Source organism: Mycolicibacterium austroafricanum (genome assembly GCF_000612725.1).
GTDB classification, from domain to species: domain Bacteria; phylum Actinomycetota; class Actinomycetes; order Mycobacteriales; family Mycobacteriaceae; genus Mycobacterium; species Mycobacterium austroafricanum.
On sequence record NZ_HG964451.1, the window covers coordinates 354931 to 375023 of the forward strand.

A 20093-nucleotide genomic window follows, 5' to 3' on the forward strand; every position below is an offset into this window, starting at 1 on the left:
CGAGAACTATAGCCCACAATTGAATTGTGCACAATCAAGTTGAGCGCTACTCGTAGACTCCTTCGAGGTACCACCGCCGACGCCGGTAACACAGCAGCAGGGCCTGCGCCGGATCGGCGCCGAGCAGAACCTGCGCCCGCGCGGTCCTTCCGGTCTTCGCCGGCGCCGCATCCCACCATCGTTCGTCGACCGGCCATGGACCTGCCCACCACGACAACCGACCCGAGCGCCCCGGCGCGTGCAACCGGACCGGGTCCGTGGAGAACAGCCCGCGACCGGTGACCCGCACCGGATTGCCCTCGGCGTCGAACAGCTCGACCGGGTCGTCGAGCAGCACCGTCGGCGACGGTTCCGGCAATCTTCCTGGCCACGGTTGGCCCGGATCTGCCTGTGGCACAAGCTCATCGCCGAGCGGGGTGAAGGTGATGCGTTCGGCAGGACCGCGGCCCCCGCTGAGCACCGGCACCTTGACCGCTTCGGGGCCCAGCAGGCCCTGCACCCGGACCAGCGCACGTCGCGCACGCAATCTGTCCTCTTCGCCGACACCACCCCACAGCGGTAACTGCAAAGCCTCTGCCGACACCACTTCCACCGGTCGCAACCGCAGCACCGTGATCGGCGCCGCGGGCCGGTCCTGCGGATTGCGGCGATTCAGCCATCCGTCCAGCTGCCAGCGCACCCGGTCGGCGGTGGCGTCCTCGGTCAGCGGCTCGGCACATCGCCAGACACGTTCCAGCTCCTGGCCGGTGGCGGTCACGGCGTGGATGGCCAGCCTGGTGCATCCCACGCCCGCGGCCTCCAGGCTCCGGTGCAGCTCACCGGCCAGCGACCGCCCGGCGAAGGCGGCCGCATCGACCCGGTCGACGGGTGGGTCACAGTTCAGCACCGCGTCGAGTTCGGCTTCGGGCTCCCGCCCCGACGGCCCACGGCCTGGTTCACCGCGGGCGATGCGATGCGCGGCGACCGCGTCGGCCCCGAACCGGGATGCCACATCGCTGCGGGACAGCTCGGCGAACTGTCCGATGGTCCGAATACCCATGCGCCACAGCAGATCCGTCAGCGCCTCCCGGGGTGCGGGCGCCAGGCTCGGCTCGGCGGCCAGCTGGCGGATGGACAGCCCCGACAGGAACGCCGCATCCTCCCCCGCGTCGATGATCCGGCCCGCCCTGGCGGCGAAGACCGCGGTGGGCAGCTGATCGGCGACCCCGACCTGACATTCGGCACTTACCGCGGCAACCGCATCGACCAGTCGTTCGGCGGCGGTCTGCTCGGATCCGAAGTACCGGGCCGCACCGCGTACCGACAGGGCCAGCAGCCCGGGCCGCAGCACCTCTGCCCGTGGCACGAGATCGTCCACGGCGGCCGTGACGTTCTCGAAGTGCCTGGCGTCGCGGGCCGGGTCGGCGGTCACCACATGCAGCCCCGGGCATCGGGCTTGGGACTCCCGGCGCCGCAGACCTCGGCGTACCCCTACCGCGCGCGCCGCCGCCGAGCAGGCGATGACCCGATTGGCCAGCGTGACCGCGACCGGCACGGTCGGGGGCAGATCGGCCGCAGCAGCGGCGGCGACGGCGGGCCAGTCCATGCACCAGAGCGCCAGCACCCTGGACTGCATCTCATCCGCCCACAGCGCGCGCCGGGTGGCCGACGGACCGGCCCCGGGCCCGCATCGACAGCCTCACCCGACTGATCCGCCCGCATCCCGGGGTGGGCACCCCGTCCCGTCCGCCCGCGATCTCGTAACCACTGACGCGGGCGTCCAGCCGCGCGGAGGCCCCCTGCCAGTCACCACCGGTGACGAGCAGCGTGCACCCCCGCTGACGGGCGCGGGCCACCACCGCCCTGGCCCTGGTGGCCGGTACCGTCCGGCCGCCCAGCCCGAGAACCACCAGGTCCATTCCGTCCATCAGGACCGCGGCCACCTCGACCGGATCGGCTCCCGGTTCGGGGATGACCGCGATCCTGCTCAGGTCGGCACCCATCTCCACCGCCGCCAGCAGACCCACGTCGGGTTGACCGATGATCGCCACGTGACCGCCCTCGGCCGTCACCGCCGCGACCATGCGCAACTGCAGCGACCGGGCCCCCGAAAGCACCGCCACCGTGCCGCGCGGCAACGAATCGGGAAGCAGTTCAGCCAGCGAATCGGGCCTCGGCAGCAAAGAATCCGGAGCCCCAGAAAACGCGGCCGGCTCCGGCACGGGTGCCGCCATCCGCCGCGCGGCACCCACCTTGCTGGACACCGACGCGATCTGTTTGCGAAGCTGTTCTACCTGCTCAGCACGCGTGACAGGACACCGGTTCAGGCTGGGTGGCGTCGTCACAGCAGCACCTTTCACATCATCCGACACATCAGTTTTTCGAAACTTTGTTCGATGTGGCCAGTAAACACCTGCCCCCCGACAAGCGTCAACCAGACCGCGGATGACATCGCCAAATGTGACATTGACAAATGTCATCATTGGAGGTTGTATCCGATTCGTGCTCTCGATGGGTCTCTTCGGAGCGAAACGCACGCACCGCGCCGACGCGGTGATCACCGGCGCGGGAAGCGGTATCGGCGCCGCGTTCGCCGTCGAACTGGCCCGCCGCGGCGGGCGGGTGGTGTGCAGCGACGTCAGTGTCGAGGCCGCCCGGGGTACCGCCGACGCGATCATCGCCGACGGCGGGCGTGCGCTGCCGGCACAGTGCGACGTCACCGACATCGACGCGATGTACCGCCTCGCCGGGGAGGCACAGACGTGGTTCGACGGGCCACCGACCATGGTGATCAACAATGCCGGCGTCGGCGCGGGCGGGGCCTTCATCGGCGAAACCGAACTGGCCGACTGGAAATGGGTGCTCGACATCAACCTGTGGGGCCCGATCCACGGCTGCCACGTGTTCGCCCCGATCCTGCGGGAAGCCGGCCGCCCCGCCGGGATCATCAACGTCGCGTCCGCCGCCGCGTTCGGCGCCGCACCAGGCATGGCCGCCTACAACGTCAGCAAGGCCGGCACGCTGTCGCTGTCGGAAACCCTGGCCGCCGAGCTCGCCGGAACCGGCATCAACGTCACGGTGCTGTGCCCGACGTTCGTCAAGACCAACATCGTGGAGTCGGGCCGGATCTCCACCGGAACCAGCCAACTCGCCGAGCGACTGATGCGGTGGACGGGGTTCCCGGCCGCACGCGTCGCCCGCAGCGCACTGGACACCCTCGACCGGGGCGGGCTCTACTGCATGCCCCAGCCCGAGGCCCGGATCGGCTGGGGCGTCAAGCGTTTCACCCCGACGGTGTTCACCCGAGCCGCCGGTATCGCCACCCGCATCACCACCTAGAGAGGACTCTCATGGCCATAGATATGGACGCCATGCTCGCGAAGATCAAGGACCGGCAGTGGGCCCTGGCCGACATCGACTGGGACGCACCGGGCGCCGAGACCATCAGCGACGAGTTCCGGCCCAAGCTCAAGGCGTTCATGGCCGACCTGTGCTGGATCGAGAACATCGGGGCGCGAGGTTTCGCCGCGCTGGCCAAGAAGGCGCCCACCCCGACGATCGCCGAGATCTACCGCTACTTCCACGCCGAGGAGCAGCGGCACGCCAACGCCGAACTGGCGCTGATGAAGCGGTGGGGCATGCTCGACGACGGGGAGATGCCCGAGCCGAACGTGAACATCCGGCTGGCGATGGACTGGCTGGACACCTACGCCGACGACATGTCGCTGTCGATCCTGGGCACCGTGATCCCGATGCTCGAGGTGGCGCTCGACGGCGCGCTGCTGAAGTTCCTGCTCGACGAGGTGCACGACCCGGTCTGTCATCAGGTGTTCGAGAAGATCAACAACGACGAATCCCGGCATCTGGTGGTCGATTTCGAAGTGCTGGACATGATCGGCCACCGTAAGGCACGCACGCTGGCGATCGAGTTCGTCGGGACCGTCGCCACTCCGAGCCTGATCATCGGCGCGATGATGTACATCCCGCTGCTGAACCGCGCACTCGACGAGATCGTGGCGATGGGCCTGCAACCCGAGCGCCTGCACCAGGCGATGTTGCGGTTCAAACACCTCGGCGAACGCGGCGAACACACGTGGCGGGTACCGGCCTATCAGGTCCTCAAGCGCCACGCCGCCGTGGTGGTCAACCCCCGCCACCCCTACCACCTGCTCGCCAACGCGATGGTCCGGGCGTCCGATCTCTATCCCCGGGCACTGCTCAAGCCGATCCCCAGCTGGTTCAAGGAACTCACCCACGAGCCGGCGGCCTGACCCGTGCACGTACACGACACCCTGATCGTCGGTGCCGGATTCTCCGGCCTGGGCACCGCGATCAAGCTACGGCAGGCCGGCGTCGACGACATCGTCATCGTCGAGCGCGGGCAACGGGTCGGCGGAACCTGGCGGGACAACACCTATCCCGGTGTGGCATGCGACATTCCGTCGCTGCTGTACTCGTTCTCCTTCGTCAGGAACCCGTCGTGGTCGCGGGCCTACCCGACGGGTGCGGAGATCTGTGACCACATCGAGGACATGGCCGACCAGCACGGGCTGACGCCGCTGATCCGCTTCGACACCGAGGTCACCGGCCTGACATTCGACGACCAGTCCGGGGCGTGGACGGTGACCACCAAGCGGCGCAAACAGTTTCGGGCGAGGACGGTGGTGCTGGCCTCGGGACCGTTGGCCGATCACCGGTTCCCCGAGATCCGCGGCATCGACAGCTACCGGGGCCACAAGATCCACAGCGCGTCCTGGGATCACGACTACGACTTCACCGGCAAGCGGGTGGCCGTGATCGGCACCGGCGCGAGCGCGGTGCAGATCGTTCCGGAGCTGGTCAAGACGGCCGCCTTCGTCAAGGTGTTCCAGCGCACCCCGGGGTGGGTGTTGCCGCGACTGGACCTCCCGATGCCCGCGGCGGTGCAGGCGCTGTTCGCCAAAGTTCCTGCCACCCAGGAGATCGCCCGCCAGGCCCTGTACTGGGGGCATGAGGCCAGCGCGGCGGCGCTGGTGTGGAACACCCCGATGAGTGGCCTGGTCGCCAGGCTGGGCAAGGCCCATCTGCGGCAGCAGGTCAAGGATCCGTGGATGCGCCGCCAGCTCACCCCCGACTTCACCCCGGGCTGCAAGCGGATGCTGATCTCCAGCGACTACTATCCCGCGCTGCAGCGCGACAACTGCAAGCTCATCGACTGGCCGATCGCCACGCTGAGCCCGGCCGGCATCCGCACCAGCGACGGCGTCGAGCACCACCTCGACGCGATCGTCTTCGCCACCGGCTACGACGTGCATCTGTCGGGGCCTCCGTTTCCGGTCGCCGGACTAAACGGCCGTTCGCTGCAACAGGAATGGGCCGGCCACGCCGAGGCCTACAAGAGTGCCAGCGCCCACGGCTATCCGAATCTGTTCTTCATGACCGGACCGAACTCCGGTCCGGGGCACAACTCGCTGCTGGTCTACGTCGAAGGCCAGATCGCGTACGCGGTCGACGCGATCACCACGATCCTGAACCGGAACCTGCGCTATCTCGACGTTCGTGCCGATGTCCAGCAACGCCACAACGCACAGATCCAGCGGCGGCTGACGAAGACGACCTGGATGTCGGGCTGCCACAGCTGGTATCTGACCGCCGACGGATTCAACGCCTCGATGTACCCGGGCTTCGCGACGCAGTATCGTCGACAGATGCAGTTCCGCGCCGAGGATTACACCGCGGTCGCCTGAGATGTCCGGCCCCATTCAGACGATCCTGCGCCGGGTCCGCCGAGGCTCACGCGACGTGGTGGAGAACGCGGTGTCACAGCTGTTCGACGCCGCCGTCCAGCCGCACGGCGTCGCCGACTCCGGCGAGTACCGCATCGACGACCTGGCGCGCCTGGCCGGCACGACGACACGCAACATCCGGGTGTACCGCGACCGCGGTCTGCTGCACCCGCCGCTGCGGGTGGGCCGGATCGCACTGTTCAACGACACGCACCTGACGCGGCTGCGGCTGATCACCTCGCTGCTGGACCGCGGCTACAACATCGCCCATGTCAAGGAGATGCTCTCGGCGTGGGAGCAGGGCAAGGACATCGGCGACATGCTCGGGCTCGAGTCGGCGATCGCGGGCAGCTGGGCCACCGAGAAGCCGCAACGCATGCCACTGACCGCCGCACGGCGACTGATCGACGACGACGCCGGCTTCGACCGGCTGGTCTCGCTCGGGATCATCCGGCTCGAAGACGACGAACACGCCACCATCGTGCGCCCCACTCTGGTGGAGGCGTTCGCCGAGATCCGGCAGTACGGCGTGGCCCTGGACAAGCTGATCGACCTCCACGAGCGGGTCACGCCGCTGCTCGACCAGATCAGCGCGATCCTGGTGCAGGCAGGTCTCGAAGAGGTGGTCGACAAGATCAACCCAGGTGCGGCCGTGCCCGACGACGTCGAAGTCGCGCAACTGATAACAACTTTGGTGCGCTTCCGGACCCAGGCGGTGACCGCGGTCGGGGCGACGCTGGCGTTCTCGATCGAATCGCAGGTGGAATCGACGGTGGCACAGCTGCTGGGCGAAATGATCGAGAAGACCGCCGAAGCCGCAGGCGAGTAGGCAAGTATCCTTCCGGGCGTGCTCGACGAACTCTGGGCCGCGGCCACCCGACACCGATTCCTCGCCCATGTGCGCGACGGCACCATCACCGACGCGGACTTCGACCGATGGCTGGTGCAGGACGCGGTGTTCGTCGCCGACCTGCTGACGTTCCAGGCACGGCTGCTCGCCCGGGCCCCGCGGCCCGCGCAGGCCACGCTTGCCGGAGGCTGTGCCGCACTGGTGTCCGAGCTCGACTGGTTCGACCAGCAGGCGGCGCAGCGCGGTATCGCGATGGACCAGCCCGTACTGCCGGCGACGTCGGACTACCGAAAACTGCTGCAGCGCCTCGACACTGCGCCCTACGACACCGCCGTCACCGCGCTGTGGGTCATCGAGCAGGTGTATCTGCTGGCGTGGACAACGGCCGCATCAGACTCGTCCCCGTACCGCGAGTTCGTCGAGCACTGGACCGATCCCGGCTTCGCCGGCTACGTGCGCGCGCTCGAGGAACTCGCCACCAGGGACGGCCACGACGAGCTGATCGCCGAGGTGCTGTCCCACGAGGTGGCGTTCTGGGACATGGCGTTGACGGGCGAGTGACTCACTCCCACTCGATGGTGCCCGGCGGCTTGCTGGTGACATCCAGCACCACCCGGTTCACCTCGCGCACCTCGTTGGTGATCCGGGTCGAAATCCGTTCCAGCACTTCGTAAGGAACCCGCGTCCAGTCCGCCGTCATCGCGTCCTCGCTTGACACCGGACGCAACACGATGGGGTGGCCGTAGGTGCGCCCGTCACCCTGCACACCCACCGACCGGACGTCGGCCAGCAGCACCACCGGGCACTGCCAGATCTGGTGATCCAACCCTGCCGAGGTCAGCTCCTCGCGGGCGATGGCATCTGCCCGGCGCAGCGTGTCCAGCCGCTCGGCGGTGACCTCACCGACGATCCGGATGCCCAGACCGGGACCCGGGAACGGTTGGCGCGCAACGATTTCCTCGGGCAATCCGAGCTCGCGGCCGACAGCACGCACCTCGTCCTTGAACAGCAGCCGCAGCGGCTCGACGAGGGTGAACTTCAGGTCGTCGGGAAGGCCGCCGACGTTGTGGTGACTCTTGATGTTGGCGGTGCCGGAACCGCCACCGGACTCGACCACGTCCGGGTACAGCGTGCCCTGCACCAGGAATTCGACAGGCACATCGGAGCCGTCCTGACTCTCGAGCGCATCGCGCACCGCGCCCTCGAACGCACGGATGAACTCCCGACCGATGATCTTGCGCTTGCCTTCGGGGTTGGTGACCCCCGAGAGCGCCTCCAGGAACCGGTCTGCCACGTCGACGGTCACCAGGTTGGCCCCGGTGGCGGCGACGAAATCACGCTGAACCTGCGCCCGCTCGCCCGAGCGCAGCAGCCCGTGGTCGACGAACACGCAGGTGAGCCGGTCGCCGATGGCACGCTGCACCAGCGCGGCCGCCACCGCGGAGTCGACACCACCGGAGAGGCCGCAGATCGCGCGACCGTCACCGATCTGGGTGCGCACCTGCTCGACGAGGGCCTCGGCGATGTTGGCCGGCGTCCAGGTGGCGTCGATGCCCGCGAACTCGTGCAGGAACCGGCTGAGCACCTGCTGGCCGTGCGGGCTGTGCATCACCTCGGGGTGGTACTGCACGCCGGCCAGCCGCCTGGCCCGATTCTCGAACGCCGCGACCGGTGCGCCGGCACTCGTCGCGACCACCTCGAAGCCCTCGGGTGCGGCCGTCACCGCGTCGCCGTGGCTCATCCACACCGGCTGGGTCTCGGGCAGATCGGTATGCAGTTGCCCGCCAGCGACTTTCAGCTCGGTGCGACCGTACTCGCTGGTGCCGGTGTGCGCGACGGTGCCGCCCAGCGCCTGCGCCATGGCCTGAAATCCGTAGCAGATGCCGAACACCGGGACGTCGAGGTCGAACAGAGCGGGATCGAGCTGGGGCGCGCCGTCGGCATACACGCTGGCCGGCCCACCCGACAGCACGACCGCGCGCGGGTTGCGCGCCTTGATCTCCTCGACGGAGGTGGTGTGCGGGATGACCTCGGAGAACACCCGCGCCTCGCGCACGCGTCGGGCGATCAGCTGCGCGTACTGCGCGCCGAAGTCGACGACCAGGACCGGGCGGGGGGTTGCAGATTCCACCGGGTCAGTCTAGTGAGTGCCCGGCCAACGTGATCGCCGGTGGTGAGGCGGTTCGGCCTACCCCCTTGAAGCCGATTCGCCCCGACCACCGGCGATCACGTTGACTCCCCCGAGCAATGGCCACGCTAGCCCGCGGCGGTCGAGGCTGTCTGTCAGTCGAACGACCGATTCGGGTCAGTAGAGGTCGTTGAGGCTGAGGATCCCGTCCTCGATGGCCCGCGCCAGCAGCGCCGACTTCGTCGGGGCGGGCCGGCCGACGCCGGCGTACTTCGCGCGCGCCCGCTGCAGATGGGTGCGCACGGTGCTCGGCGCGATGAACAACCGTTTGGCGACCAGGTCCTTGCTCTCGGTCTGGAACCAGGCCACCAGGACCTGCTTCTCCCGATCGGTGAGCTTGATGCGCCCCACGGTGCTGTCGTTGAGCATGGCGTTGCCCATGCGCGGACCGACGTACGGCGTGCCGGTGTGAGCGGCGTGGATCGCCTCGATCAGGTGGCGTCTGCCCTCCGACTTCACCAGGTAGGTGATCGCCCCGAGATCCAGGGACGTCAGGATCACCTCGTCGGTGGTGATGTGCGAGTAGACGACGACCGGTTGATCCCGTTCCGCGAGCTTCGACAGCGTGTCGAAGTCGGGCCGATTGCCCTCGATCTGCACATCGAACAACACCACGTCGACCTGATCAGTGGCCGTCGGGTACTTCGAGAAGTACTCGGACGGCCGCAGGAAACTGCCGACCAGTTCGATGGGCGGGTCGGCTTCTTCGCACCACGCCCGAATCCCGGCGTGCACCACGTCGTGATCGTCGATGATCGCGATCCGCACAGCCCGCCGCGCCCCGTCCTTGCGAGACATCCCCCGATACCTCCCCCAGTAGACACTCTGTGACAAGTGTCAGCCCCTCTGCCGGTATTTAAACGCAGCCCCCCGACAGTCCCGACACGAAAACTCACTGAGGCAGCAAAAATTATCGGTTCCGTTACCCACGGAGTGCGCAGGCCCAACGGGCACGCTGCACAAGAAACCCCAGAAGGAGATTAGGAACTACCGCGACCGGCAGCAAAATTGACCCGACCGAATTAGTACGTTCGACCGACAGGGGAGGTGGCCGCCCGGGGGCTTACCCCGTCGAGGTGACCGGTTCGATCGGGATCCGGCGCAGCGCGGCAGGCGCTTCCGCCGGCACGACCGGGCGCACCGGAGCGATCGGGGACAGCCGACGGTACGGCTCCCCCTGCGCCGGACGCAGATCGTCCTCGCCCTTGTTCGGCCACAGCGACGCCGCCCGCTCGGCCTGTGCCGTGATCGACAGCGACGGGTTCACCCCGAGGTTCGCCGAGATGGCGGCGCCGTCCATCACCGACAGCGTAGGGTAGCCGTAGACCCGCTGGTACGGGTCGATGACGCCCGTCTCGGCGCTGTCGCCGATCGCGGCGCCGCCGAGGAAGTGCGCGGTCAGCGGGATGTTGAACAGCTCGCCCCAGGTGCCGCCTGCGACACCGTCGATCTTCTTCGCGATCCGCCGGGTGACCTCATTGCCGGCCGGGATCCAGCTCGGGTTCGGTTCGCCGTGGCCCTGCCTGCTGTCGAGCATGCGGAAGCCGAACCGGGTCTTGCGGGTGAAGGTGGTGATCGAGTTGTCCAGGTGCTGCATGACGAGCGCGATCATGGTGCGCTCGCTCCATCTGCGCGGGTTCAGCAGCCGCAGCGTGCCGCGCGGATCGTCACGCGCCGTCTCGATCAGCTGCCGCCAGCGCGGCACGTCGGTGCCCTGCGGTCCGGTGCCGTCAGTCATCAGGGTCTGCAGCAGCCCCATCGCGTTGGAGCCCTTGCCGTAGCGCACCGGCTCGACGTGGGTGTCGGGTGTCGGGTGGATCGACGACGTGATCGCGACCCCGTGCGTGAGGTCGAGGTCGTCGCCGACCTTCAGCCGCCCGGCGCCGACGATGGATTCGGAGTTGGTGCGCGTCAGCACGCCGAGCCTGTCGGACAGCTCCGGCAGCTTGCCCTGATCGCGCATCTTGAACAGCAGCTTCTGGGTGCCGTAGGTCCCTGCGGCCAGGATCAGGTGCTGCGCGGTGAACGTCCCGCGCCGCCTGCGCAGCTTGCTGCCGGTGCGCGCCGTGCGCACCTCCCACAGACCGTCGGGGCGCTGCTCGAAGCCGGTGACCATGGTCAGCGGATGCACGTGCGCGCCCGCCTTCTCCGCCAGCCCCAGGTAGTTCTTCAGCAGGGTGTTCTTGGCGCCGTACCGGCAGCCCGTCATGCAGGAGCCGCACTCGATGCAGCCGGTGCGCGCCGGTCCGGCCCCGCCGAAGTACGGGTCGGGGACCGTCTTTCCCGGCGTCTTCTCACCGTCGGGCCCGAAGAACACGCCCACCGGGGTCGGCACGAACGTGTCGCCGACGCCCATGTCGTCGGCGACCTCCTTCATGATGCGGTCGGCGTCGGTGAAGGTCGGGTTGGTGACCACGCCGAGCATCCGCTGAGCCTGGTCGTAGTGCGACATCAGCTCGGCCCGCCAGTCGGTGATGTCTTTCCACTGCGGGTCGTTGAAGAACGGCTCCGGCGGCACGTACAGCGTGTTGGCGTAGTTCAACGACCCGCCGCCGACACCCGCCCCCGCCAGGATCATCACGTTGCGCAGCAGATGGATGCGCTGGATGCCGTACATGCCGAACTGCGGCGCCCACAGGAACTTCCGCAGGTTCCACGACGTCTTGGCGAACTCGTCGTCGGCGTAGCGCCGGCCGGCCTCGAGCACGCCGACGCGGTAGCCCTTCTCGGTCAGCCGCAGTGCGCTCACGCTGCCGCCGAACCCCGAGCCGATGATCAGCACGTCATAGTCAGGCTTCATCGAACCAGTATGAACTTACCCGTCGGTAACCTGCTAGAGAGGCGACCCTAAGTTTGAGGGACCGCCGAGGCTGAAGTTTTGCACGAGATTGGTGCCGAAACTCGTACCCAACTTCAGTTTCGGCACGGGACCTGGGGCCGTCTACTGTCAGGGCGTGGCGGACGGCATCACTGCTCGCGAGGCGAAACGTCTACAGACCAGGGAGCGGCTGCTGGGTGCGGCGATCGCGGAGTTCAAGCGGGCGGGCAAGGACGAGTCCGACGTCGGCGCGATCGTCGCCGCGGCAGGCGTCGCCCACGGCACCTTCTTCTTCCACTTCCCCACGAAGGAACACGTGCTGCTCGAGCTCGAGCGTCGGGAAGAGGACCGCATGGCCAAACGGTTCGCGACGTTCACCAAGACCCACCACGACCTGGCATCGGCGTTACGCGAGGCCGCCCATCTGGTGATGGGCCTGGAACGCCGCCTCGGTGTGGTGTTGTTCAAAGACTTCCTGGCGCTGCATTTCTCGCCGACCCGCCCACCGGCCGAACACGGAGACGACCACCCGCTGGTCGTGCTGGTCGCCGACCAGATCGACAACGCCCGGCAGCGCGGTGACACGGCCGCAGACGTCACGCCGATGAACAGCGCCATCTATTTCCTGCTCGGCCTCTACGCGCTGCTGATCACCACCGACGATTCCACCGGCAGGCGCGAACTCGTCGACGACTATCTGACCCGGACGCTGCGCAGCCTGCAGTAGGCCTCAGCGCGCTCACCTTCCGACGGTCAGACCCACCTTCTGGAATTCCTTGAGGTCGCAGTAGCCGGCCTTGGCCATGGACCGCGCCAAGCCGCCGACGAGGTTCAGCGAGCCGAACGGGTCGTCGGACGGGCCGTTGAGCACCTGGCTCAATGCGGGCCGTTCCTCGTCGGCCACCTGCATCATCGCGCCGCGCGGCAGCGAAGGGTGCGCGGCGGCGGCGGGCCAGAACCAGCCACCCCCGAGCGACTCCGCCGACACGGCCAGCGGGGTGCCGAGCACCACGGCGTCGGCGCCGCACGCGATCGCCTTCGCCAGATCGCCCGAGGTGTGGATGTCGCCGTCGGCGAGCACGTGCACGTACCGGCCGCCCGTCTCGTCGAGGTACTCGCGGCGTGCCGCGGCGGCGTCGGCGATCGCGGTGGCCATCGGCACGCTGATGCCCAGCACCTCGTCGGACGTGGTCACGCCGGCGGTGGAGCCGTAGCCCACGATGACGCCTGCCGCCCCGGTACGCATCAGATGCAGCGCGGTGCGGTGGTCGAGCACACCGCCGGCCACCACCGGCACGTCGAGCTCGGAGATGAACGTCTTCAGGTTGAGCGGTTCACCGTCGTTCGCGACGCGCTCGGCCGAGATGATGGTGCCCTGGATGACGAGCAGGTCGATGCCCGCGGCCACCAGCGTGGGTGTCAGCGCCTGCGCGTTCTGCGGGCTGACCCGCACCGCGGTGGTCACCCCGGCGTCACGGATCCGCGCGACCGCCGACCCCAGCAGGTCGAGATCCAGTGGCGCCGAATGTAATTGCTGCAGCAACCGGGTCGAGGCCGACGGGTCCGGGTCCTTCACAGCGACCTCGATAACCTGCGCGATCTTGTCCGCGACGTCGGCGTGCCGACCGATCAACCCCTCTCCGTTGAGCACCCCCAACCCGCCGCATCGGCCCATCTCGATCGCGAACTCCACCGACACCAGCGCGTCGGTCGGATGCGCCACCACAGGGATCTCGAAGCGGTATGCGTCGAGTTGCCACGCCGTGGACACGTCCTTCGACGATCGGGTGCGCCGAGACGGCACGATGTTGATGTCGTCGAGTTCGTAGGTGCGACGGGCGGTCCGGCCCATGCCGATTTCCACCATGTCTCGCATGTTCACTCCCCTGTGTTGGCCCGTGCAGACCCTAGCGGGTGGTGTAGTTCGGGGCTTCCACAGTCATGGTGATGTCGTGTGGGTGGCTCTCCTTGAGCCCGGCCGCGGTGATCTGGACGAACTGCGCCTGCTGCAGGTGTTCGATGGTCGCCGACCCGGTGTACCCCATCGCCGCGCGCAGACCACCGACGAGTTGATGGATCACCGTGGACAGCGGCCCGCGGAACGGCACCCGGCCCTCGATGCCCTCGGGCACCAGCTTGTCCTCCGAGAGCACGTCGTCCTGGAAGTAGCGGTCCTTGGAGTAGCTCCCCCGCAGGTTTCCCCCTGCGCCGCGACCCTGCATCGCCCCGAGCGAGCCCATGCCGCGGTAGCTCTTGAACTGCTTGCCGTTGACCAGGATCAGGTCGCCGGGCGATTCGGCGGTGCCGGCGAGCAGCGAGCCGAGCATCGCGGTGGACGCGCCGGCGGCCAGCGCCTTGGCGATGTCGCCGGAGTACTGCAGCCCGCCGTCGGCGATCACCGGGACACCGTGCGGCGCGCACGCCGCCACCGCCTCCAGGATCGCGGTGATCTGCGGGGCGCCGACACCGGCCACCACCCGGGTGGTGCAGATCGAGCCGGGCCCGACCCCCACCTTGACCGCGTCCGCACCGGCCTGCACGAGTGCGGCGGCCGCGGCGCGGGTCGCGACGTTGCCGCCGACCACCTCGACGCGGTCGCCGACGGCGACCTTGAGCCGGTTCACCATCTCGAGCACGCCGCGGTTGTGGGCGTGCGCGGTATCGACGATCAGCACGTCGACACCGGCGTCGGCGAGCGTCATGGCCCGCGTCCAGGCGTCTTCGCCGACCCCCACCGCGGCGCCGACCAGCAGCCTGCCGTCACTGTCCTTGGTGGCGAGCGGGAACTGCTCGGTCTTGACGAAGTCCTTGACGGTGATCAGCCCGGTGAGCTTGCCGTGCCCGTCCACGATCGGCAGCTTTTCGATCTTGTTGCGACGCAACAGTCCCAGCGCCGCCTCGGCCGACACTCCTTCCTGCGCGGTGATCAGCGGTGCCTTCGTCATCACTTCGGAGACCGACTTGGACAGGTCGACCTCGAACCGCATGTCCCGGTTGGTGATGATGCCGACAAGAGAGCCGCGGTCATCCACCACCGGCAGACCGGAGATACGGAAGCGCGCGCACATCGCGTCGACCTCGGCCAGCGTGTTGTCCGGCGAGCACGTCACCGGATCGGTGACCATCCCCGCCTCGGACCGCTTGACTGTCTCCACCTGACCGGCCTGTTCGGCGACGGGCAGGTTGCGGTGCAGCACGCCCATGCCACCGGCGCGGGCCATCGCGATGGCCATCCGGGACTCGGTGACGGTGTCCATCGCCGAGCTCACCAGCGGCACCTTCAGCCGGATCTTGCGGGTGAGCTGACTCGAGGTGTCCGCTGTGGCCGGGATCACATCCGAGGCGGCGGGCAGCAACAGGACATCGTCGAAGGTGAGCCCGAGCATCGCGACCTTGGTGGGGTCGTCACCGCCGGTGGGCACAGGAACGGCGATGGGGATGCTGCTTTCGGCGATCGACATGGGTGGGGCCTCCGGTAACAGATGCAGCCAGGTGACGGGACCACCTGAAAGCCATATCTTATCGGCTCCGAGCGTGCGGTTTGATTCCCCACGACCTGCCGGGTGAGCGCTGGCGCGATACCTGGGAGGCTGCGTAGTCTGGGGGCGTGCGAGACCACCTGCCACCAGGATTGCCGCCTGACCCGTTCGCCGACGATCCGAGCGATCCGTCGGCGGCGCTCGACGCCCTGGAGCCGGGTCAGCCGCTGGATCCTCAGGAACGCACCGCGGTCGAGGCCGACCTGGCCGACCTCGCCGTCTACGAAGCATTGCTGGCGCACAAGGGAATTCGCGGCCTGGTGGTCTGCTGCGACGAATGCCAGCAGGATCACTACCACGACTGGGACATGCTGCGGGCGAACCTGCTGCAGCTCCTGGTCGACGGCACCGTCCGTCCGCACGAGCCGGCCTACGACCCCGAGCCCGACGCGTACGTGACCTGGGACTACTGCCGTGGTTACGCCGACGCGTCCCTCAACGAGGCGACGTCGGATTCCGACGGCTATCGCTGAGGGCGCAATTCCCGGGCTGTGCCTGATTCGGCGGCTCGGCCCCCGGTGCCTGATTCGGCGGCTCGGCCCCCGGTGATCAGCCCGCTTCTCCCGGTACGGGCAGCAGGATGATCGGCGTCGTCGTCGTGGGCAGCGCAGGAACCGTCGGTGACGGCACCGTCTCCTCGTCGACCGTGGGCGCCGGAGTCGGCGTGGGCGACGGAGATGGAGTCGGCGTCGGCGGCGCGGCAACCGAGCTGGACGTGGACAGCGGCGCACTCGTCGTGGTCGCCGACTGAACCACCGTCGTCGACGTGGCCGACGGCGCACGGGTCGCCGTCGTCGACGTGGGTGTGGTCGTGGCCGGCGCGGACGACGACGGCGGCGCGGCACCGACCGAAGTCGTGGTCGGCGCGGTCGACGGCGTTGGTGACGGCGAGCTTGTGGGAGCGCTCGTCGTCTCCGACGACGGTGCAGGGCTCGTCGTCTCCGACGACGGTGCAGGGCTCGTGGTCTCCGACGGGGACGTGGGACTCGTCGTCTCCGACGGGGACGTGGGACTCGTCGTCTCCGACGACGGTGCAGTACTCGTCGTCTCCGACGACGTACCCGGGTCGAGGACGGCCACCGGCACATCGGGGAACGTGGGCAGCGGAGACCCGGGCGGGACGGTCGCCACCGGATCCTGTGCCTCGACCTTGACCGTGAGCTCCTGCCACTGCGTGACGAGTTCCTGCTTGCGCTCGACGTCGGTCACGGTCGCGACGGTGGTGGTGACGGCCTCCAGCTTGGCCTGGGCACCGGCCCAGTCGCCCTGCTCGATGAGCTGCTGCACCTGCTGCATCTCCGTCTGGGCGGCCAGGATCACCGCGTCGTCGCGGGTCTGTGCCTGCTCACCGAACAGCATCGTGCGCAGCCCGTAGAGCGCGTCACCCGGGCCGGACCCGGCGACCACCGCACCGACACCGCCGATGGCGAGCACCGCTGCGGCCGCCGAGCCGATCACCGCCAGCGACAACCGCCTGCGGGGCGGCTTCGTCACCCGGCCCAGCGCGATCGCCGCATCTTCCGCGGTCATCACGTGCCCCATCGGGGTCTCACGAACGTCGTCGCGCCAGCCGGCCAGCAGCTGCGCCAGCTCAGCCTCGCCGCGGTCGGTCGCGTACACGGGTTGCTGCGAGGCCAACGCATCGAGGAACTGGTCGGTGCGGTTGATCTCGTTGAGCGACGGGTCTCCGCCAGAATTCCAGCGTCCGTGGTCAGGCATGATCACGCCCCGCCGCCATGATCTCGGTCTTCAATCGGGTCAGCGCGCGGTGCTGGGCCACCCGCACCGCCCCCGCCGTGCTTCCGACGGCGTCCGCGGTTTCCTCCGCGCTCATACCGACCACGACACGCAGGATCAGGATCTCGCGCTGCTTCTCGGGAAGGATCTGCAGCAGCTCGGCCATCCGCGCCGATGATTCGGAGTCGATCGCGAGCTGCTCCGGACCGGCCTCGCCGGAAAAGCGCTCGGGGACGACATCCATCGGATCCGCTTTGTTTCGCCCGGCGGCACGATGCGCGTCAGCAACCTTGTGCGCTGCGATCCCGTACACGAAGGCCAGGAACGGTCGTCCCTGATCCTTGTAACGCGGCAGCGCCGTGATGGCGGCCAAGCACACCTCCTGAGCTACGTCATCAGCTGAAAGACCACTGCGTTCCGCGGTCCCCACCCGCGCCCGGCAATACCGGACAACGAGGGGGCGGATGGTCTCCAGCACCTCCCGGAGTGCGTCCCGATCACCGGCGACAGCTTCAGCAACGACAGCATCGAGACGTTCTCCCGAAATTGTCATCGTGCGCAGGGTCTCCAGCGTTACTCGGGGACACACTTCCCCGGAGGGGAGGTGGCCGTCTCAGTCGGTAGAAGTCGGTGTGGCTCAGCTAAACAATAACGATCCAGATGGGCACAACCCGGTTAGCGCCGACGCCACACGCCGCCCCATCTGATCACCGCCTCGGCGGCAGCGTCCCGGATGCCCCTGATCTGAGCCGGCGAACGGTCGTCGGCACCGATGTCTGCCAGCAGAGACGCCACCGCCCACTGCAGCGGAACGAGCCCCAGCCGCTGCGCCGCGTCGAGCGCGTTCCCGGCCACCCGCCGAGACGCGTCGAGGTCGCCACGGCTGCACAGGGCCGCCGCGAGGATCACCTGTGACTTGACGGTGTGCCGCGCCGATCCGACGCTTTCGGCGAGATGCGCCCCGCGCTCGGCGTGGCCGACCGCCCGGCCGCCCTCGCCCCGGAACATCGCCAACTCGGCCGACACCCAGGCAAACCGCACGGGCAGCCGCGGGCAGTCCGTGTCGGCGAGCGCATCGGCTGCGCGTTCCAGGGCCCGCGCCGACGCGGCGAAGCGCCCCACGCCCAGTGCGTCGGCGGCCAACCCGATGAGGGCGTCGGCACCGGCCTCGCCGGTGGCCGCCAACGCCGCCGCGCGGCCGTCCCACGTCCGGGCACGGTCATGCCAGCCGAGCTGACGGAGGAACGACGCCCTGGTGCTCAGTGCCAGCGACGCCAGGGCGTCGGTGACGGTAAGACGCCTCAGCCGATCGAGGTCGGCGAGCGCGCTCGCGTAGCGGCCCTGTCCGCCCGCGGCGACCGCGCGCAGCCACCACTGGAGGGGCTCGGTGGCGGGCGGAAGCGGCCACGCCCCGGGGTCGGCGCCGAATGCCGCGTCGTGAAGCGCGTTTGCGGTAGCCGCGGCAGCTGTGCTCATCGGACCGCGACGGTATCAACCCGGAAGTGATTTGAAAATGACGTTAGTTAACAGTTCATGGATGACGCGTTACAGCAATGTCAACCGGCCACCGGACAAAGGTTGTCAAATGTCTGGTTCGCCGCGCAGCGACTAGCGGAAATGGCCAGCACTCGCCGATGTTGGCCCGCCCGTTTACCATTGGCCGCGCCGACTAAGCAACGCTTCGATGAACGTGATGTAAATTCTCGGCCTGCGAATATGCGGTTCCGCACACCGCGAGACTATTGACGTGAATTCGGAAGCCCTTCTACGTTGTGTGCACGAGTGGTCATCGGCGACTGTGCTCGGATTAGTTCCAACGACCCGCGCATCCGCGTGACGCGAAATGGGTCCGTAGGGAGGGGTTTTCCATTGCCACAGCCGCAGCAGCTTCCCGGTCCGAACGCTGACATCTGGGATTGGCAGATTCAGGGTGTTTGCCGAGGCGTCGATTCATCGATGTTCTTCCATCCCGACGGCGAGCGCGGCCGCGCCCGCGCTCAGCGCGAAATGCGCGCCAAGGAGATGTGCCGTCGTTGTCCCGTCATCACACAATGCCGCTCGCACGCGCTCGCCGTCGGCGAGCCCTACGGCATCTGGGGCGGCCTGAGTGAATCCGAGCGCGAGCTGTTGCTCAAGCGCGGAATCCGCCGCAGCGCCTAGAACTCGATCGAAGTTGCCCACCCCGGGAAGTCGCCACCGGGGTGGGCACTTCAGCTTTGCAGGTCCGCCGCGGGAATGGGGCCGATTCGCCGCCCAACGACAACGTCGGTGTTAGCCTGAAGCCTCCGACCTGTTCATCGCTTCAGGGACGACGCCAATGGATCTGCGAGGCCGCCTGATTCACCGCCATCGCGCGCTGCCGGGCGGATTCCCCACGTGAGCACCGCGGCCGAGCGCGCAGCTCAGCTCGAACTGGTGGCGCGGCTGAAGTCCGCCTTCCCGGAACTGCCCGACGCCCCGACGCCCGACCTTCTCGACCACGCCCGAATCACCGCATACCTCAAACCCGTTCACGACGTCGGCGGCGAACCGGACGCGCCGATGAAATACGAGAACAAGCAGTACGAGCAGTGGGAAGAACTGACCTACGTCATCTGCGAAGTGCTCGCGTGGCGGGGAATCTGGCTGTCCGAGGAACGGCGCCGGATCGGCAATGTCGACGTCGGGCGCGCCGAGTATCTCGGGCTGCCGTACTACGGCCGGTGGCTGCTGGCCGTGGCCCGGGTCCTGGTGGAGAAGCACCACATCGCGCTGGGCGAGCTGAGCGAGCGCATGGCCGAGGTCCAGGCACGCTACGCCGACGGCCTCAACGGCAGAAAGCTTGAGGCCCAACCGAAGTCGGCTGGAGACGGGTCCGACGTGAAGCGCAACGCACACCACAAGCGGGCCGTCGGCAAGGGTGATCCACAGATCTATGCCGGGCAGGCCGGGGAGGCGAAGTTCAAGGTCGGCGACCGGGTGCTGGTGCGCGACCTGCCCGTGCTGTTCTACACCCGCACCCCGGAGTACGTGCGCGGCGCCACCGGCGAGATCGACGTGGTCGCATACGAGAGCCCCGCCGCCGAGGACGAGACATGGGATCGTCCCGACGCGAAACCGGAGTGGTTCTACATCGTCAAGTTCGCGATGTCCGACCTGTGGCACGGATACACCGGCACCTCGACCGACACCCTGCGGACCGAGATTCCCGAACGCTGGCTCGCAGCCGCGACTTGAA

The 20093-nt window shown here is 68.3% G+C and carries 19 protein-coding genes; 9 read left to right on the top strand and 10 right to left on the bottom strand.

All coding sequences use genetic code 11. The annotated features are described in order from the left end of the window. Positions 1–46: 46 nt before the first annotated feature. Both BN976_RS08320 and BN976_RS08325 read right to left on the bottom strand, forming a co-directional pair. Positions 47–1615: a DNA polymerase Y family protein gene (locus tag BN976_RS08320; protein WP_036369884.1), complete on the bottom strand. Its 1569-nt coding sequence runs from the start codon at positions 1613–1615 to the stop codon at positions 47–49. A 1-nt stretch (position 1616) separates the two neighbouring features. Beyond that, a complete protein-coding gene (locus tag BN976_RS08325; RefSeq protein WP_011778779.1) occupies positions 1617–2324 on the bottom strand; it encodes a DnaE2-dependent mutagenesis accessory factor ImuA' in 708 nt (235 codons plus the stop codon). Positions 2325–2490: 166 nt separating this feature from the next. Here BN976_RS08325 and BN976_RS08330 point away from each other — a divergent pair, with 166 nt between their 5' ends. The 5 genes from BN976_RS08330 to BN976_RS08350 are packed head-to-tail and all read left to right on the top strand — an operon-like array spanning position 2491 to position 7155. After that, a complete protein-coding gene (locus tag BN976_RS08330; protein WP_036370444.1) occupies positions 2491–3318 on the top strand; it encodes an SDR family NAD(P)-dependent oxidoreductase in 828 nt (275 codons plus the stop codon). Between the two features lie 11 nt (positions 3319–3329). After that, positions 3330–4250, top strand: a complete 921-nt coding sequence (locus tag BN976_RS08335) for a hypothetical protein (protein WP_036369885.1) — start codon at positions 3330–3332, stop codon at positions 4248–4250. Between the two features lie 3 nt (positions 4251–4253). Beyond that, a complete protein-coding gene (locus BN976_RS08340) occupies positions 4254–5705 on the top strand; it encodes a flavin-containing monooxygenase (RefSeq protein ID WP_011778776.1) in 1452 nt (483 codons plus the stop codon). 1 nt (position 5706) lies between these two features. Next, positions 5707–6573, top strand: coding sequence for a MerR family transcriptional regulator (locus BN976_RS08345; protein WP_011778775.1), 867 nt, complete (start codon positions 5707–5709; stop codon positions 6571–6573). Positions 6574–6591: 18 nt separating this feature from the next. After that, positions 6592–7155 carry a TenA family protein gene (locus BN976_RS08350; protein ID WP_036369888.1) on the top strand — a complete coding sequence of 188 codons (564 nt, stop codon included), beginning with the start codon at positions 6592–6594 and terminating at the stop codon, positions 7153–7155. 1 nt (position 7156) lies between these two features. Here the strand turns inward: BN976_RS08350 and guaA are convergent, their stop codons facing one another. From guaA to BN976_RS08365, 3 genes are all read right to left on the bottom strand, one after another. Continuing rightward, positions 7157–8725, bottom strand: a complete 1569-nt coding sequence (guaA, locus tag BN976_RS08355; protein WP_011778773.1) for a glutamine-hydrolyzing GMP synthase — start codon at positions 8723–8725, stop codon at positions 7157–7159. Positions 8726–8899: 174 nt separating this feature from the next. Then, positions 8900–9580, bottom strand: coding sequence for a response regulator transcription factor (locus tag BN976_RS08360; RefSeq protein ID WP_036369890.1), 681 nt, complete (start codon positions 9578–9580; stop codon positions 8900–8902). 265 nt (positions 9581–9845) lie between these two features. Next, entirely contained in the window at positions 9846–11582 is a 1737-nt protein-coding gene (locus BN976_RS08365) for a GMC oxidoreductase (RefSeq protein ID WP_036369891.1), read from the bottom strand. Positions 11583–11736: 154 nt separating this feature from the next. Here BN976_RS08365 and BN976_RS08370 point away from each other — a divergent pair, with 154 nt between their 5' ends. Next, a complete protein-coding gene (locus BN976_RS08370) occupies positions 11737–12327 on the top strand; it encodes a TetR family transcriptional regulator (protein ID WP_011778770.1) in 591 nt (196 codons plus the stop codon). Between the two features lie 12 nt (positions 12328–12339). On the opposite strand, the gene BN976_RS08375 is transcribed toward BN976_RS08370, so the two are convergent. Both BN976_RS08375 and guaB read right to left on the bottom strand, forming a co-directional pair. After that, positions 12340–13476, bottom strand: coding sequence for a GuaB3 family IMP dehydrogenase-related protein (locus BN976_RS08375; protein ID WP_011778769.1), 1137 nt, complete (start codon positions 13474–13476; stop codon positions 12340–12342). A gap of 31 nt (positions 13477–13507) precedes the next feature. Then, positions 13508–15061, bottom strand: a complete 1554-nt coding sequence (gene guaB, locus BN976_RS08380) for an IMP dehydrogenase (RefSeq protein WP_036369893.1) — start codon at positions 15059–15061, stop codon at positions 13508–13510. A 146-nt stretch (positions 15062–15207) separates the two neighbouring features. Between guaB and BN976_RS08385 the strand changes: the two genes are divergently transcribed. Then, a complete protein-coding gene (locus tag BN976_RS08385; RefSeq protein WP_011778767.1) occupies positions 15208–15612 on the top strand; it encodes a DUF5319 domain-containing protein in 405 nt (134 codons plus the stop codon). A gap of 76 nt (positions 15613–15688) precedes the next feature. Here the strand turns inward: BN976_RS08385 and BN976_RS08390 are convergent, their stop codons facing one another. The 3 genes from BN976_RS08390 to BN976_RS08400 all read right to left on the bottom strand — a co-directional run bounded on the left by BN976_RS08390 (position 15689) and on the right by BN976_RS08400 (position 18352). Next, positions 15689–16858 carry an anti-sigma-D factor RsdA gene (locus BN976_RS08390; RefSeq protein WP_036370446.1) on the bottom strand — a complete coding sequence of 390 codons (1170 nt, stop codon included), beginning with the start codon at positions 16856–16858 and terminating at the stop codon, positions 15689–15691. Continuing rightward, positions 16851–17429, bottom strand: coding sequence for a sigma-70 family RNA polymerase sigma factor (locus BN976_RS08395; protein ID WP_011778765.1), 579 nt, complete (start codon positions 17427–17429; stop codon positions 16851–16853). The genes BN976_RS08390 and BN976_RS08395 overlap by 8 nt, the downstream gene beginning before the upstream one ends. A 122-nt stretch (positions 17430–17551) precedes the next feature. Further along, on the bottom strand, positions 17552–18352 hold the full coding sequence (locus BN976_RS08400) for a hypothetical protein (RefSeq protein ID WP_011778764.1): 801 nt from the start codon (positions 18350–18352) through the stop codon (positions 17552–17554). Between the two features lie 393 nt (positions 18353–18745). Here BN976_RS08400 and BN976_RS08405 point away from each other — a divergent pair, with 393 nt between their 5' ends. Beyond that, positions 18746–19036: a WhiB family transcriptional regulator gene (locus BN976_RS08405; RefSeq protein WP_011778763.1), complete on the top strand. Its 291-nt coding sequence runs from the start codon at positions 18746–18748 to the stop codon at positions 19034–19036. A gap of 216 nt (positions 19037–19252) precedes the next feature. Beyond that, positions 19253–20092, top strand: coding sequence for a nitrile hydratase subunit beta (locus BN976_RS08410; RefSeq protein WP_036369895.1), 840 nt, complete (start codon positions 19253–19255; stop codon positions 20090–20092). Position 20093 lies beyond the last annotated feature (1 nt).

Bases quoted from the DNA above. Each gene is read 5' to 3' on its own strand.
- BN976_RS08365 (WP_036369891.1), bottom strand. From the start codon at position 11,582: ATGAAGCCTGACTATGACGTGCTGATCATCGGCTCGGGGTTCGGCGGC.
- BN976_RS08320 (WP_036369884.1), bottom strand. From the start codon at position 1,615: ATGCAGTCCAGGGTGCTGGCGCTCTGGTGCATGGACTGGCCCGCCGTC.
- guaB (WP_036369893.1), bottom strand. From the start codon at position 15,061: ATGTCGATCGCCGAAAGCAGCATCCCCATCGCCGTTCCTGTGCCCACC.
- BN976_RS08335 (WP_036369885.1), top strand. From the start codon at position 3,330: ATGGCCATAGATATGGACGCCATGCTCGCGAAGATCAAGGACCGGCAG.
- BN976_RS08360 (WP_036369890.1), bottom strand. From the start codon at position 9,580: ATGTCTCGCAAGGACGGGGCGCGGCGGGCTGTGCGGATCGCGATCATC.
- BN976_RS08330 (WP_036370444.1), top strand. From the start codon at position 2,491: ATGGGTCTCTTCGGAGCGAAACGCACGCACCGCGCCGACGCGGTGATC.
- BN976_RS08345 (WP_011778775.1), top strand. From the start codon at position 5,707: ATGTCCGGCCCCATTCAGACGATCCTGCGCCGGGTCCGCCGAGGCTCA.
- BN976_RS08400 (WP_011778764.1), bottom strand. From the start codon at position 18,352: ATGAGCACAGCTGCCGCGGCTACCGCAAACGCGCTTCACGACGCGGCA.
- BN976_RS08395 (WP_011778765.1), bottom strand. From the start codon at position 17,429: ATGACAATTTCGGGAGAACGTCTCGATGCTGTCGTTGCTGAAGCTGTC.
- BN976_RS08375 (WP_011778769.1), bottom strand. From the start codon at position 13,476: ATGCGAGACATGGTGGAAATCGGCATGGGCCGGACCGCCCGTCGCACC.
- BN976_RS08390 (WP_036370446.1), bottom strand. From the start codon at position 16,858: ATGCCTGACCACGGACGCTGGAATTCTGGCGGAGACCCGTCGCTCAAC.